Here is a 14,599-nt window from a genome sequence, read left to right on the forward strand (position 1 = left end):
GGCCGACGCGGCGGACACGCCCGGGTGCCGGGCCCCGGCCCGCCCTCCGGCGTCGGCCCCGCACCGGGACGCCAGGGCTGTCCCGTAGGCTCGACGAAGTCGATGTTCTCCAGCTCCGGGAGGATGGCCCGTGACCGTGCACGTGACCGTGTGGGACGACCGCGACCCGGCCGGAGGTGGCCCCGCCCCGGCGGACGCCGCCCCCGCCCTCTTCGTTCACAACATCTTCAGCTGGGGCAGCGACCCCGCGTACGGATTCGCCGGACAACGGCCCCTCGCGGACGGTCGGCGGCTCCTCCTGATGGACCGTCGGGGATACGGCGACAGCCCGGACACCGCGCGCAGCGACTTCGACATCGACGCCGAGGACGTCCTGGAGATCCTCGAAGGCGAGGCCGTCACCGCCGCAGGGCCCGGCGGCGCCCACCTCGTGGGGCATGGGAACGGCGCCGTCGCCGCGCTCATCGCCGCCGCGCGCCGGCCCGACCTCGTCCGCTCCCTCGCCCTCGTCCAGCCGTCCGCCTTCACCGCGGCCGCGCACCATCCGGTCGTCGCCGCACTCCTCGGCCGGGTGCGCGACGGCGCCCCCGGCATCCCGGACAGCGTCACACCGGAGCAGTATCTGCGCGCGTCCACCGAGGGGTTGGGGATGGCCATGCCCGCTCCCACCCCGCGTCGGCTCCGCGCCGTCGCCACCTCCATGCGTGAACGGCCGATCTGGGAGGCGGAGATCCCGCTGGAGCCGATCCGGGCCGCCGCCCCGCCGGTCCTGGTGATCTGCGGCACCTGGGAGGACGCGCCGGACGCGTACCGCGAGCACGTGGGGCTCCCCCTCATGGCCGTGGCCGAGTCCCTCACGGACTCCCTCGGAGGCCGCCTCCTGCGGGTGCCCGGGTACTACCCGCACACCCAGGAAGCCACCGCCGTCAACGCCGCCCTGCGGGAGTTCTGGGGCTGACCCCGGTTCCACAACACTGTGCACCGGTTCTTCCCACCGGACCCGGCTCGCGCACGCGGCCCGGGCTGGTCCGGCGGGAGGACATACCCGAGTTCCGCGATCTCGCCCTCCACACGCAGGAGTTGGCGTACCGCCCGATACTTTGGCCGCTCCTCGCCAATTCCAGAGAGACGACCAGACTCCATGCTGAAAGCGGTTTTTCACGATCAGGAATTTTTCCTCGCCTTCCTCATAGCCATCTCACTCATCAGCGGGTTTTCGGCCCACCGGCTCACCCGTAGTCGTGATTCACGTTCCTGGGCGGTCGCTGCCTTCGTCTTCTTTCTGGCCATGGCCCTGGGGGTAACCGTCTTTCTGCCGGGCGGGGGCACGGCAAGCGGGACCTGCACCGTCAACAGGGACTTCACCGAGCCGTTCAAGACGGAACAGGGCCTACTCAATGCCGCCATGTGCATGCCTCTTGGGTTGTCCTCGATCCTGGCTTTCCGGCGCCTTCTTCCCGTCGTCGTGTACGGGGTTCTGACCCCGGTCATCGTGGAGTTGGCGCAGGCGACCCTTCCCTGGATCGGCCGGACCTGCGACAGCAGCGACGCGGAAATGAACGTCATCGGAGCGCTTCTGGGCGCGGGCCTGGGTTGCGCACTGTTGAAACTTCGGGGTTCGAGCATCGAACCGTGGCGCCAGGGTGCGAGGCGGACAGCCGTCGTCGGTATCGGCACACTGACCGTCTGCGCGTGTATCTGGAATCTCGCCATCACGCCCATCGCCGTGGATGCCACCAGCCTTCGGTTCGCGAACGCCCGGGAGAAGGACGCTGCGCGAGCGGCACTCAAGGAGGCGTTCGGCGATCGGTATTCTCCGGTGAATGTGCAAGTCCAGCCCGGCTACGACGGCGGACCCGAAACGCTGCTCATTGCTCTGCCCCACGGCTCGGCGACACTGAGCTGGCCCGACAGGGCGAAATTCAGCGTCGAATTGGAAGACTTCCGCGCACCGAATCCGGGCAGTTACCCGGTGGACGGCACATCCGGCAATCCGGAGAAAGCCGATGCCGCGTACGCGATCGCGCGTCGCTACGCGATCGCACACTACGGATGGATCCTCAAGGGAACCGATCACGAGTCGACCCCTCTCGGGGACGGGGCGGAGTCCGGCTGGCTCATCAGTTGGCGGAACATCGAGGACGGTGTGGTCATGCCTCGGCGGCTCGACGTCCAGATCGATCGCACCGGCCGGGTCTCGCGGCTGAACGTTCAGCGCGGTCCGCTGTCCGTGGCGCTCCCTCCTCGCCGGGTGGACCGTGCCCAGGCGGAATCCATCGTCACCGACACGTTCCCGAAGGAGTCCAAGGCGGAAGTCGAGGCAGGCAGACTCATCTCGGTCATGGAGAAGGGCGAGTGGCGCGCCCGGTGGACCGTATCCGTGGCCTTCGACGCATCGGACGTTTCCGAGATGTACGTGGACGCCGAGACCGGCGAGGTTGGCCCCTGAGCATTGTTCCGCCGGGGCCGGGCCTGCGACCGACCGTTCCGACGCCGAAACGCCAAATCGCCCTGTAGTCCCGCGACTTGCTCGATAAAACCGGACCGACTCCCACATGCCCCCACGCAGGGGACACGTCACTCAGTGTGTTTTCATGTGCGGCATGAAAACGAGGCATCGATGAACACCACTCGGTTCCCCGCGCTGGCCGGGGTCGTCTGCGCGGCCGTCCTCTGCATCGGCTGCGGCTCGTCGGCGTCGGAGGAGCCGCAGGCCGACGGCCCGGCCGCGACGGCCGCCGTCGACAGCCCGTCGCCGTCGGCACCCGCGGCGCCGACCGCGGACCCGGACGTGGTGCCGGGGTCGGTCCTGAAGACCTATCTGCCGACCAACCGCACCCTGCCCAAGGGGTGGAAGGTCTCCACCGCGTTCACCGAGCACGACAGCGGGCCGAAGCCGGTGGCGCCGTCCGCCGACCCCGGCGCGGCGGCGAACTTCGGCTGCGACCAACTGTCCGAGCACGGCACGGAGGGGGCTCTCGGCGGCTGGGGCGCGTACGCCAACCTGGGGGTCACCGACCCGCACGCCCATGAGGTCGGGGTCATGGTGCGCGCCTACTCCGCCGGTCAGGCGTCGGAGGCGTTCGGGAACCTGAGGTCGCTGGAGGGGCTCTGCGGAACAACCTACGAGCCGAACTCGGCGGGACTGTTGAACAACCCGGTCACCATCACCGTCAGCGCCGTCGACGGCGTCGGGGACGAGGGCGTGCGCATCACGATCGACCGGAAGGCGTACGTCGGCCGGGAGACCGTCGTCACACGGGTCGGTGACCGGCTGTTGTCCGTGTCCTCCGACAACGACGGCGGGAAGTTCGCCGACGTCATGAAGTTGGCGAAGGCCCTCACACCCCGGGTGAAGTAGGCCGCCCGGCTCAGCGGGTGGCCGGGGGTGTCCCGTACGGCCGCGTCTCCCCGGCGGCCCTCGGGCGGATCCGTCCGGGGCCGCCCCCGCCCCGGCCGTGGGGGCGGCAGCCTGGATAGACTCGCCCGTATGACCCGATCATCCCGTAATGGCACGAGTGCGGGGATGTGGCGGCGCGAGTCGGGCACCGTGGTGCGCCGGGCGGTGGCAACCGGGCACACGGGGAGCCCCTTCGCGATTCTCGCCGGGTCGCAGGTCCCGTCCGTACCCACGGAGTGGGTGCCGCACGCGCACGACCTGCACGAACTGGTCTGGGTGCGCGGGGGAACGCTGACGTCCCGGGTGGAGGACCGCGTCCTCACCGTGTCCGAGGGGCACGGGCTGTGGATGCCGGCCGGGGTGGTGCACGGTGGGCGGACCACGGCGGGGGTCGAGTTCCACAGCGCCTTCTTCGCACCCGACCGCACCCCGGTCGCGTTCGGCTCACCGACCGCGATCACGATGACGCCGGTCCTGGAGTCCCTGCTGACCCATCTGGCCCACACGGACCTCGACGCCGGGGCCAGGGCGCGGGCGGAGGCGGTCGTCTTCGACGTACTGCGGCCCTCGGAACGGCAGTTCGCCCTGCGGCTGCCCGGCGATCCCCGGATCGACCCCATCGCCGAGACTTTGCTGGACGACCCCGCCGACCCCCGCTCGCTGGACGGGTGGGCGCGGACGCTGGGGATCAGCGACCGTACGATCGCCCGCGCCTTCCGCCGGACGACCGGGCTCTCCTTCGCGCAGTGGCGGCAGATGCTGCGCGCCCATCACGCACTGACCCTGCTCTCCGAGGGTCTCGACGTGCGGGACGTCTCCGATTCCCTGGGGTACGCGCAGCCCAGCACGTTCATCGCCGCCTTCCGGCGCGTCATGGGCACGACCCCGGGCGCCTTCTTCGACGAAACGGGCGAAGCGGTCGGAACGGTCGGAGCGGTCGGAGCCAGCCGGGCCGGTGGCACCCCGGACGGTGTCCGGAATCCCGCATCGGGTGTCCAGAACTCCTGATTGCCGCCACGACAAGCGGAAGATAGGGTTCCCTTAGTTAGGTAACCCTTAGTTGCCACTGTCCGCTCCAGTCACCCGGATCCCTCGATGCTCACTCACTCCTCCCGGCGCACCGTCGCGCGCGCCGCCACCCCCGCCTCCGACCCCGCCGACGCCCCCGCCCGTTCGGCGCCGGTCCCCCTCGGCGGCCACGACCTGGTCCTGCGTTACGGCAGGGCGCCGGTCGTCCACGGCGTCTCACTGACCCTGGAACCGGGGCGCGCCACCGCGCTGGTGGGGCCGAACGGCAGTGGGAAGTCGACGCTGCTGCGGGCGCTCGCCCGGCTCCACCCGGTCGACGGCGGCCGGGTGACGCTCGGCGGCCGCGACGGAGCCCCCGAGCGCGCGGCGGCGCTGCTGAGCGCGCGCCGGTTCGCGCGGGAGGTCACGCTGTTCTCCCAGTCGAGGCCCGCGCCGCAGGGGCTGACGGTCGCGGAGGTCGTGGCCTTCGGGCGCCATCCCTACCGGCGCGGCTTCGGCGGGCCGACCGGCGACGACCGCGACGCCGTCCGGCGCGCCATGGGCGTCACCGGGGTCCGGGACATGGCCGGGCGGCCGGTCGGGGAGCTCTCCGGCGGGGAGATGCAGCGCGTCTGGCTCGCGGCCTGCCTGGCCCAGGACACCGGGGTCGTCCTGCTGGACGAGCCGACGAACCACCTGGATCTGCGCTACCAGATCGAGACGCTCGACCTGGTGCGCGATCTGGTCGAGGAGCACGGCGTCGCGGTGGGGATCGTGCTGCACGACCTCGACCACGCCTCCCGCGTCGCGGACACCGTCGTCCTGATGGGCGCCGGCCGGGTGCACGCGGTGGGCGCCCCCGTCGACGTCCTCACCGCGCGGAACATCGGCGCGGTCTACGACATCCGCGTCGAGGTCGCGGTGGAACCGCGTACCGGCCGGCTCCGTATCGACCCGCTCGGGCGGCACTCCGCCCGCACCGCCGCCACCACCTGAACCACCCCTCATCCCCAGCACCTTGAGCACCTCGCGTGCTCGCCCTTCTGAACCATCCGAAAGAGGAACTGCCATGAACCGTGCCCGTCGCCTGGCGGCATCGGCCGCCACCGGCCTCGCCGTCGTACTCTCCGCGACGGCCTGCGGCACGACCAGCGTCGACACGGCGGACAAGGCCGCCGGTGCCACGCCGCCCGGGTCGCCCGGGTCGAAGAGCTGCGCCGACGACAGGACGGCCACGTCGACCGGACCGGTGTCGTTCAAGGACGGCGTCGGCCGTCAGGTGACGCTCGACAAGCCCGCCGAGCGGATCGCGGTCCTGGAGTGGCAGCAGATCGAGGACGCGCTCACCCTGTGCGTCACCCCGGTCGCGGTCTCCGACGCCAAGGGCTACCGCACCTGGGTCAGCGCGGAGAAGCTGCCCGGCAAGGTGACCGACATCGGCACCCGCGAGGAACCCGACCTGGACACCCTCGCCGCGGCCAAGCCCGACCTCGTCGTCGTCGAGGCGTTCAAGGCCGACGACGAGATCGTCAAGAAGCTGGAGAAGCGCGGCGTGCCGGTCATGGTCACGAAGGGCGCGGACCCGGCCGACCCGATCGGCAACATGCGGAACGTGTTCGGCATGATCGGCAAGGCGACCGGGCGCACCGAACGCTCCGACCAGGTGCTGAAGGAGTTCGACGAGCACCTTGCCACGGCGAAGCAGAAGGTGGCCGACGCCGACCTGCCGACGAAGGACTTCCTCTTCTTCGACGGCTGGCTCCAGGGCGGCAACCTCACCGTCCGCCCCTACGGCAAGGGCGCCCTGTTCACCGCGATAGGCGAGGAACTCGGCATGACCCCCGCGTGGACCGACGCGGTCGACAAGGCCCACGGGAACGGCGGCGTCGACCCCTCGTACGGGCTGGCGCAGACCGATGTCGAGGGGCTGACCGCGGTCGGGAAGGCCAACCTCTTCTACGCCAACGACGAGGGCGCGGGCGGCTACGTCGCGGCTCTGGCGAAGAACCCGATCTGGAAGTCGATCCCGGCCGTGAAGGAGGGCCGCGCGCACGCCTTCCCGGCCCGGGTCTGGGGTGCGGGCGGCCCGCGCTCCTGCGCGCAGGCGATCGACGCGTACGTCGACGTGCTCGACGGGAACACCGCCGCGGACAACGACGAGAACACCGGCGAGAAGTGAGCGCACCGGATACGACGGCCCCCGGCCGGGGCGGACTCCGGTCCGGGGCGGCCGTCCTGGCGGCCCTGCTCGTCGCGGTCGTCGCGGTGGGCCTGTGGCATCTGACGCAGGGAACGTCCGGGGTGGGCGCCCGGGATCTGCTGCGCCACCTCGCCGGGGAGCGCGGGGGCCCGGACGGCGCGCGGGTCGGGGAGATCTTCACCGGCTCGCGGCTGCCCCGGCTGCTCGCGGGGGTGGCGGTGGGGTTCGCGCTCGGCTGCGCCGGTGCGCTCCTCCAGTCCGTCACGCGCAACGCCCTCGCCTCCCCGGACACCCTCGCGGTCACCGCCGGGGCCTACTTCACGCTCTCGGCCGTCGCCGCCTTCGGTATCGCCGTCCCGCTGTGGGCGTCGGGCGCGGTCGCCTTCACCGGGGGGCTGCTCGCGGCGGCGCTGGTGCTGGCGCTCACCGGCCGGGCCGCGGGCACCTCGGGCACCCGTCTCGTCCTCGCCGGGTCGGCGACGGCGATGGCCCTGGACTCGGCGACCGGGATGCTGCTCGTCCTGTTCCAGAAGAACACGACCGGCCTCTACGCCTGGGGCAGCGGTTCGCTGGCCCAGCTGAACATCGACGCGTCGGTGCGCGCCCTTCCGCTCCTGGCGGTGGTGGCGTGCGTCGCCCTGGTCCTCTCCCGGAAGCTGGACGTGCTGGGGCTCGGCGACGACACCGCCGCCTCCCTCGGGGTGCCGGTCCGTGCCACCCGGGTGGCCGCCGTGCTCTGCGCGGTGCTGCTGACCAGTACGGCGGTGACGCTCGCGGGCCCGATCGCCTTCGTCGGGCTCGGCGCCCCCGTCCTGGCCCGGCTGCTGGCGGGGCGGGTCCGGGCACTGCGCCGGCACCTCCTTCTGGTGCCCGCCGCCGGGCTGCTCGGCGCCCTGCTGATCCTCCTCGCGGACGCGGGACTGCGCGCGGTGCAGGGGGCCGGGGAGGCCGCCGCGATCCCGACCGGGGTGCCGACCGCGCTGCTCGGCGCCGTCGTGATCGTGGTCCTCGCGCTCCGGCTGCGGGACACCGGCGGGGCCGGACGGGCGGGCGGCGGCCGGGTCGCCGCGCGGTCGCGCCGCTCGTACCTCCTCGTCGTGGCCGGGGCGGTGGCGCTGCTGGCGGCGGCGGTGCTCGTCGCGGTCCTCGCGGGCAGCCTCTGGCTGCGTACGGGCGACCTCGCGCTCTGGGCCCGGGGAGCCGCCCCGGACCTGATCGGCCAAGCGCTCGACGACCGGGTACCGAGGGTGGTCGCCGCGGTGCTCGCGGGGGCGGCGCTGGGGCTGGCCGGATGCGTGGTGCAGAGCTCCGTCCGCAATCCGCTGGCCGAGCCGGGGGTGCTCGGCATCACGGCGGGCGCCGGGCTGGGCGCGGCGGCCGTCGCGACCTCGGGGCTGTCCGGCGGGCGCCCACTGCTCGTCGTGGCGGCGGTGGCGACCGGGCTCGCCACGTTCGCGCTGATCGCCGCGCTCGCCCGGCGCGGCGGCTTCCTGCCCGACCGGTTCGTCCTGATCGGCATCGGCTGCGGGTACGGCCTCAGCTCCGTCACCACCTTCCTGCTGCTGCGCGCGGACCCGTGGAACACGCCCCGGATCTTCACCTGGCTCTCCGGGACGACCTACGGGCGCACCCTGCCCGACGTCGTACCGGTCGCGGTCGCGGTGGCCGTGGCGTTGCCCGTGCTGCTCGCCATGCGGCACCGGCTCGATCTGCTCGCCGTCGACGAGGACACGCCCCGGGTGGTCGGCGTCCGGCCGGAACGCACCCGGTTCGCCGCGCTGACGATCGCCGCGGTGCTCGCGGCACTGAGCGTGCTCGCCGTCGGTGTCGTCGGGTTCGTGGGGCTCGTCGCCCCGCACCTCGCCCGGTCGTTGGTGGGCGCCCGGCACGGCCGGGTGATCCCGGTGGCGATGCTGCTCGGCGCGCTGCTGGTCTGCGTGGCCGACGCGCTGGGCCGCACGCTCGTCGCCCCGGCCCAGCTGCCCGCGGGGCTGATGATCTCGCTGGTCGGAGCCCCCTACTTCATCTGGATGCTCAGGAGGTCCCGCGCATGACGTTCCGTTGCCCCGTCCGTACGAGCGGAGGAGTCCGCCCGTGAAGAGCGGCGCTGTTGTCGTCGTCCCGTTCGATCCCGCCGCTCCCCCGGCCGCGCTGGCCCGGCTCGGCGGTGTGCCGGAGCACTGGCGGGACGTCGACCGGTCCGCCCATGCCCCGCGTCTGGTGGCCGTCGCCCGGGAGGACGGCGCGGGCTGGGCGGCCGCCGCGCTCGTGACGGCCCGTCCGGAAACCGCCTACCTGAAGATCGTCGACGCGGTCGGCGACGTGACGGCGGCCGCCGGGGCGGTGGTCGGCCACGCACGCCGCCAGGGGCTCGTCCAGGTCAAGTGGGAAGGGTGGACGGTGGACCCGGGGGCCGCCCTCGCCGCCGGATTCGCGCCGCTGCGCGCCCCGTTGACGGCGACCGGGCCGGACGCCCCGCCCACCGGATACGTGCGCTGGCTGCCCGGCCCGGAGGTGGCCGTCCCGGAGCCCGCGTACTACGGGCAGACCACCCACTTCACCTGCGGCGCGGTCACCGCCCTGGTCGCGCGGGCCCATGCGGGGGCCGTGCCATGGGCCTCGCTCGACCGTACGGCGGAGCTGACGCTCTGGCGGGAGGCGACGAACTTCCCCGCGTGCGAACCCGTCGGCCTGGGCGTCGCCGTCCGCCGCGCGTGGCCCTCGGCCCCGGTCACCGTCCACCTCGACACCGACCGGCCGGTACTGCTCGACCACTGCACCCAGGAGGAACGGGACTGGCGCGCCGTGCTCCAGCGCGCGTCGCGGGAGGAGGCGGGACGGACCGGGCTGCCGGTCGAGCCCTCCCGCCTGCCCGTGACCGCGATCCGGGACGCGGTCGCCCGGCGGGGCCATGTGCTGCTCCTGGTCTCGCTCGCCGCGATGCAGGGCTTCGACGTACCGCACTGGGTGCTCTGCCACGGAGCCGTGCCCGGCGCCCTCGTGATCGAGGACCCCTGGTCACAGACCGCCTCGGGCGACACCTGGGTCGACGCCCATCTGCTGCCGGTGCCCGATCCGTCGCTGGACGCGATGTCGCTGATCGCCGGGGAGGCTCCGTTCCGCGGCGCCGTGGTCGTGGGCGCCCCGTAGAGCCCTCCGGGCAGCCTCGAAAACCTTTTGGATACGGAACCGTATGCGAATACAGTCCTGTATCCGAAAGCGCGTCACCTGACGGGACGGCACAACACAGGAGGGAGGCGGACCCCATCACCGAGCGGCTCACCCGGCAGCAGAGCCGGCAGCTCACCCGCGAACGGCTCCTGGAAGCGGCGGCCCGGCTCTTCGCCGACCAGGGGGTCGGCGGAACGTCGGTCGAGCAGATCGTGGAGGCCGCCGGCTACACCCGGGGCGCCTTCTACGGCAACTTCGACGGCAAGCACGAACTCGTCCTGGGCCTGCTGGAGGAGCGGACCCGGCACGAACTGGCCGAGGTCCGGGCGATGGACGTCGGGGCGGGCGGCTTCGAGGAGACCCTCGACCGGCTCCGCGCCTGGCACCGCCGCCGCGACGAGAACCTCGCCGGCTGGCTCGCCCTGCGCACCGAACTCTGGCTCTACGCACTGCGCGACCCGGAGCTGCGGCCCGTGCTGGCGGAGCGCGAGCGCCACTCCCGGGAGATCATCGCCCGCTCGCTGGAGCAGGGGTTCACCGAACGCGGCATCGTCCTGCCGGCCCCGGCGGAACAACTCGCCCTGATCGTGCACGCGTTGGACGACGGGCTGTCCATCCAGCGGGTGCTCGCCCCCACCGGCGGCGGATCGGAATCCGTCGTGGACGCGGTGGAGCTCCTGCTCGCCTCCTGGGCCGCGCTCGCGCGTACCGCCCCGACCGCCGGGACCGGCCCGGAGAACCCTGCCCCCGGAGCGGCGGCGGCATCGACGGAACAGGAAGAGGAGAACCCATGACATCCCGCGAACCCGCCTTCACCCCGGACGAGTTCACCCTCGCGCTGGCCGACCCGGCATCGCGCCGCGTCTTCGGCGCGGTCGTCCTCGGATCGTCCACCCCGTCCGCGATCCTCGCGGCCACGGGGCTCGACGCTCCGGTGGCGGCCAAGGCCATCGGCCGGCTGACCCGGGCGGGACTGCTCGTGCCCGGGGGAAACGGCCGACTCGCCGTCGACGAGACCGCCGTGGCGCGGGCCGCGGAGTCCGCCGGGCGCCGTCGGGAGGAGGAGGCCGCCGCCGAGCAGCCCGACGCCCGGCTCCGCGGCTTCGTACGCGGCCGGGCCCTGCTGCGGCTCCCCGAGGAGACGGCCCCCGAGGCGCGCGAGGCGGTGCTGCGGCACGTGGCCGCGGCCGCCTTCGCGCCCTCGGACGAGGAGTACGACGAACGCGCGGTGACGGAGCGTCTGGAGCCGTGGTGCCAGGCCGGGGCCGCGGACGCGGTGTCGCTGCGCCGGGCCCTGGTCGACCTCGGGGTGCTGCACCGCGAGGCGGGGCGGTACCGCCTCACCACCGCCCGGTAGCCGGCGGACGCGCCGCGGCGCTCCGCCCGGCCGCGTACCCGCCGATCCCCAGGCCGATCCCGATCACGGTCAGCACTCCGCCGAACGCACCGAGCCCCAGGAGCAGCACCGGTGCGACGAAGTCACCCCGGACCCGCCCGAGCACCCCGGAGGCCGCCACACTGCCCGACCGCTCGTCGAGGAAGAACCGCGAGTCGTTCGCGTCGCCCCGGTTGTCGCCCAGCAGGAACAGCCGCCCCTGCGGCACCGTCACGTCGTACGGGTCCAGGGGTGCCGTGCCGCGTCGCACATAGGGTTCCTCGGCCGGCTTCCCGTTCACCGTGACCCGGTCGCCGTCGGACACCACACGGTCGCCGCCCGTCCCGATGACCCGCTGGAGGACCGGCTGGTCCCCGTAGCGGCCGGGCACCCGGACGAGTACGACGTCGCCCCGGCGGATCGCGTCGGCGTCCACCCGCTCGGCCACCAGCCGGTCGCCCCTGCGGTACGTGGGCTCCATCGCCGAGCCGACGACGGTGATGCCCCGGTAGGCCGTGAAGAAGTACCCCGCGCCCACCGCCGCCAGGACCAGCCCGAGCGGCACCAGCACCCGGGCCGCCACCCTCAGTCCGTGTCCCGCTCTCCGCCGCCGCATGAACCCCACCCCTCCCCGGGACCGCCCGGGACCGGACGGACCAGCAGAGGATAGGAGGGCGGGGGACGCGGACGGGCCCCGGGGTCCCGGACTTCTTCCTCCCTCAGCCCTCCGTGCCCAGGCGCACGCAGCGGCGGGCGATGTCGAGGGAGCGCTCCAGGTCCGCACGGCCCCAGGTCCGGGCGGGGCCCTCGCCCCGGCGGGCGTCGAGCACCCGGGCGAGGTGCGGGCGGAACTCCGCGAAGAGCTCGGCGGCCAGCTCGCCGCCCTCCGACTTCGAGACGATCCGCCCCGTGCGGACCGTCGCCAGGAGGCGGGCCGGGCCCAGCGACATCCATTCGACCTCGAAGGCGGAGACCGGCCGGGTCGCCCCCTCGGCCAGGTGGAACCGCTCCGACAGATCGGCCCGGCCCCGCCAGTACTGGTCGAGATTGGCGCGGGAGAACCCGACCGCCCCGTCCCGCGCGGCCTCCTCCTCGATCGGGAATCCGGCGCTTCCCGCCGCGACCGCGCTCAACGCGCCGTCCCCGGCGAGCGGGACGCGCACCCCGCACTGCACGATGTTGAGCCAGGTCGGCCAGTTCATCGGTCCGTCCGTCGACTCGGGGTGCAGGACCCCGGCGACCGTCGCCACCACCGACCGGAGGGCATCGGGGCCCTTGGCCAGCCCGTCCCTCGTCACGTACATCGCGTCGACGGTGTGGCCGTACTCCTCCCGGGACCGCTCGTGCAGCGGCGCGACCGCCTCCCGGGCCGGGGCGTCGAGCTCCCGCTCCACCACGCAGACGAGGTCGACATCGCTCTCCGCCCGCCAGTCGCCGAGCGACGCGGACCCCACCACCACGACATCGCGGAGGGTGTCCCCCAGGACATCGGCGAGCCGGTGCGTGAAACGCCGGGCGAGAACCCAGGGTTCCCGGCCGGGGTCGATCGGGGTTGAAGAAGTCAACACGACGCCTTTCTTCATATTTTTCTTCCCGCATTTCTTTGTGCTTTTCATCGTACTAGCGCAATGGCGCGTATTCCGACGACATCGAACAGATCGGCGCACGAGGTCAAGCGATTGGTCGCCCCCTATCAATGACAGTGATATTTCACCAGCGGCAGTATGGGACGGACTGCTTCTGGAGGCCATGGACCCGGTTATTCACTAGAACGGGAGTTTGGAAATGCGGCACAGCGGTGAGACGGTGCCGTTGGGCGGTGCCGTCCGGCGGGGGGACCGGTGGAGGCCCGAAGGGGCCGTGTGGGCGCCATGGGCGGGGCGGGCCGGTGACCCCGGGCGCCGGGAGCCGGCGCTCCGCGGGCTCCGCCCGGTGCTGCGGACCACGGAGCTGGGCAGCGTCACGGCCCACCGGATCACGTTCCGGGGCGCCGGTTGCGTCCCCCATGCGCTGGAGGCCGATCCCGGGCGGCACGCGCTGGTGCTCAGCTCGTTCGGCGGGATCGGGGTGGCGCGGGCCGGGTGCGAACTCGTCGTGCGGGACGCTGCGGTGGCGCTCTGCGACACCCTGCTCCCCCTGGGCATCGGCCCGGCGCCGGAGAACCGGGCGGCGGCGGAGGCGGTCGTGATGGTCTTCCCGGGCTCCGCGATGCCGACGGTTCCGCCGGACGCCGCCGCGGCGCAGATCCGGGTCCGCGAGGCGGCCGGTTCCGGGCCGCTGCTCCGTTCGTTCCTGGTCGAGGCGGCGGGCCGGGCGGCCGGGCTGGGCGCGCCCGAGGTGGCCCGGTTCGGCGACGCGGCCCTGCATCTGGCGGCGGCGGTGCTGGAGCGGCATTTCGTCGAGGCCGACGAGGTGTGCCCGCAGACCCAGCAGTACGAACTGATAACGCGTATCCGGGGATTCATCGACCGCAATCTCGGCGACTGCGGCCTCACTCCGGGCCTGGTCGCCTCGGCCCATCACATCTCCCTGCGCTATCTGCAACGGCTGTTCAAGACGGAGGGAAGCACGCCGTCGGACTGGATCCGGCAGCGGAGGCTGGAGAACAGCCGCCGTGAACTCTGCGACGCCCGGCTGCGATCGGTTTCGGTCCGCGAGATCGGCCTGCGGAACGGATTCACCCAGCCGTCCGACTTCAGCCGGGTATTCCGGGCCCGGTACGGGCTGCCGCCGGGCAGGTTCCGGGACGACTGGTTCCGGCAGGACGCGATCGGCCAATCAGGTGGTCGCGTCTCGGCAATGACAGACCCTGCGACTGCCAGAAAAATCTAGTAGAGGCAGAAGAGCGGGAAAGCGAGAACCGGTTCGCCGTCGGCGGGCCCGGCCGATCCGTTTCACGGAAGGATTCACCCCGTGACCGTGCTGACGTCCAGGACCGATCTCGATATCGACCCCGATGAGCTCCGCGCCTCGGTGGAAAGCCTGTTGGAAAGGCATCCACTCGTCTTCGAGGGAACGCGGCAGCTCGCTCTCCAGCACCGGCCGCAGGCGTCGGACCCGTGGTACGAGGGGTGCCTGCGCCAGTCGCTGATCTCCTCGGACACGGATTTCACCGAGGTCCACGCCGAGTTGCGCGACAGCTATCTGGGCGAGGTCTTCGACCGGCTGCCGTTCGCCCCCGTCCGCACCCGGATCATGGCGCTGGACGCGAAGCACTGCTATTCCGTGCACCGCGACCCGACACCCCGCTACCACCTCGCCGTCACCACCAGCGAGCACGCGCGCTTCGTGTTCGTCGAGCACGACAGAGTGGTGAACATTCCGGCCGACGGCCATCTGTACTACGTCGACACCCGGCAGTTGCACAGCGCGTTCAACGGGGGCGACGACCTGCGCATCCACATCGTTTTCGGAACGGACAACGAGCGGGAATAGCGGCCGGAGG

At 72.7% G+C, this 14,599-nt stretch carries 14 protein-coding genes; 12 read left to right on the plus strand and 2 right to left on the minus strand.

Going from position 1 to position 14,599, the window contains the following annotated elements:
- Positions 1–130: 130 nt before the first annotated feature.
- The 10 genes from ACF08W_RS30065 (at position 131) to ACF08W_RS30110 (ending at position 11,136) form a co-directional block, all read left to right on the plus strand.
- Entirely contained in the window at positions 131–958 is an 828-nt protein-coding gene (locus tag ACF08W_RS30065) for an alpha/beta fold hydrolase (protein WP_392281191.1), read from the plus strand.
- Between the two features lie 183 nt (positions 959–1,141).
- Positions 1,142–2,449, plus strand: coding sequence for a VanZ family protein (locus tag ACF08W_RS30070; RefSeq protein WP_385205639.1), 1,308 nt, complete (start codon positions 1,142–1,144; stop codon positions 2,447–2,449).
- 171 nt (positions 2,450–2,620) lie between these two features.
- On the plus strand, positions 2,621–3,361 hold the full coding sequence (locus ACF08W_RS30075) for a hypothetical protein (protein WP_392281192.1): 741 nt from the start codon (positions 2,621–2,623) through the stop codon (positions 3,359–3,361).
- A gap of 165 nt (positions 3,362–3,526) precedes the next feature.
- Positions 3,527–4,408, plus strand: a complete 882-nt coding sequence (locus ACF08W_RS30080; protein WP_392281220.1) for a helix-turn-helix domain-containing protein — start codon at positions 3,527–3,529, stop codon at positions 4,406–4,408.
- Between the two features lie 87 nt (positions 4,409–4,495).
- Complete coding sequence (locus ACF08W_RS30085; RefSeq protein ID WP_392281193.1) at positions 4,496–5,404, plus strand: ABC transporter ATP-binding protein; 909 nt, start codon at positions 4,496–4,498, stop codon at positions 5,402–5,404.
- A 73-nt stretch (positions 5,405–5,477) separates the two neighbouring features.
- Entirely contained in the window at positions 5,478–6,587 is a 1,110-nt protein-coding gene (locus ACF08W_RS30090) for an iron-siderophore ABC transporter substrate-binding protein (protein ID WP_392281194.1), read from the plus strand.
- Positions 6,584–8,662 (plus strand): iron ABC transporter permease, encoded by a 2,079-nt coding sequence (locus tag ACF08W_RS30095; protein ID WP_392281195.1) that lies wholly within the window; start codon positions 6,584–6,586, stop codon positions 8,660–8,662. The genes ACF08W_RS30090 and ACF08W_RS30095 overlap by 4 nt, the downstream gene beginning before the upstream one ends.
- A gap of 40 nt (positions 8,663–8,702) precedes the next feature.
- The gene (locus tag ACF08W_RS30100; protein WP_385205619.1) at positions 8,703–9,758 is read left to right on the plus strand and encodes a peptidase C39 family protein; all 1,056 of its coding nucleotides are present in this window, start codon (positions 8,703–8,705) and stop codon (positions 9,756–9,758) included.
- A 170-nt stretch (positions 9,759–9,928) separates the two neighbouring features.
- Positions 9,929–10,573, plus strand: coding sequence for a TetR/AcrR family transcriptional regulator (locus ACF08W_RS30105; RefSeq protein ID WP_392281221.1), 645 nt, complete (start codon positions 9,929–9,931; stop codon positions 10,571–10,573).
- Positions 10,570–11,136: a DUF2087 domain-containing protein gene (locus tag ACF08W_RS30110; RefSeq protein ID WP_392281196.1), complete on the plus strand. Its 567-nt coding sequence runs from the start codon at positions 10,570–10,572 to the stop codon at positions 11,134–11,136. The genes ACF08W_RS30105 and ACF08W_RS30110 overlap by 4 nt, the downstream gene beginning before the upstream one ends.
- Here the strand turns inward: ACF08W_RS30110 and lepB are convergent.
- Both lepB and ACF08W_RS30120 read right to left on the minus strand, forming a co-directional pair.
- Positions 11,120–11,770, minus strand: coding sequence for a signal peptidase I (gene lepB, locus ACF08W_RS30115; RefSeq protein ID WP_385205611.1), 651 nt, complete (start codon positions 11,768–11,770; stop codon positions 11,120–11,122). The two genes, ACF08W_RS30110 and lepB, sit on opposite strands and share 17 nt — an antisense overlap.
- 103 nt (positions 11,771–11,873) lie before the next feature.
- Complete coding sequence (locus ACF08W_RS30120; protein ID WP_385205609.1) at positions 11,874–12,722, minus strand: nucleotidyltransferase domain-containing protein; 849 nt, start codon at positions 12,720–12,722, stop codon at positions 11,874–11,876.
- A gap of 364 nt (positions 12,723–13,086) precedes the next feature.
- Between ACF08W_RS30120 and ACF08W_RS30125 the strand changes: the two genes are divergently transcribed.
- Together ACF08W_RS30125 and ACF08W_RS30130 are read left to right on the plus strand one after the other, a co-directional pair.
- On the plus strand, positions 13,087–13,986 hold the full coding sequence (locus tag ACF08W_RS30125) for a helix-turn-helix transcriptional regulator (protein WP_392281197.1): 900 nt from the start codon (positions 13,087–13,089) through the stop codon (positions 13,984–13,986).
- Between the two features lie 81 nt (positions 13,987–14,067).
- Positions 14,068–14,589, plus strand: coding sequence for a hypothetical protein (locus ACF08W_RS30130; protein ID WP_392281198.1), 522 nt, complete (start codon positions 14,068–14,070; stop codon positions 14,587–14,589).
- Positions 14,590–14,599: the final 10 nt, after the last annotated feature.

Source organism: Streptomyces sp. NPDC015144 (assembly GCF_043079735.1).
Classification (GTDB): Bacteria; Actinomycetota; Actinomycetes; order Streptomycetales; family Streptomycetaceae; genus Streptomyces.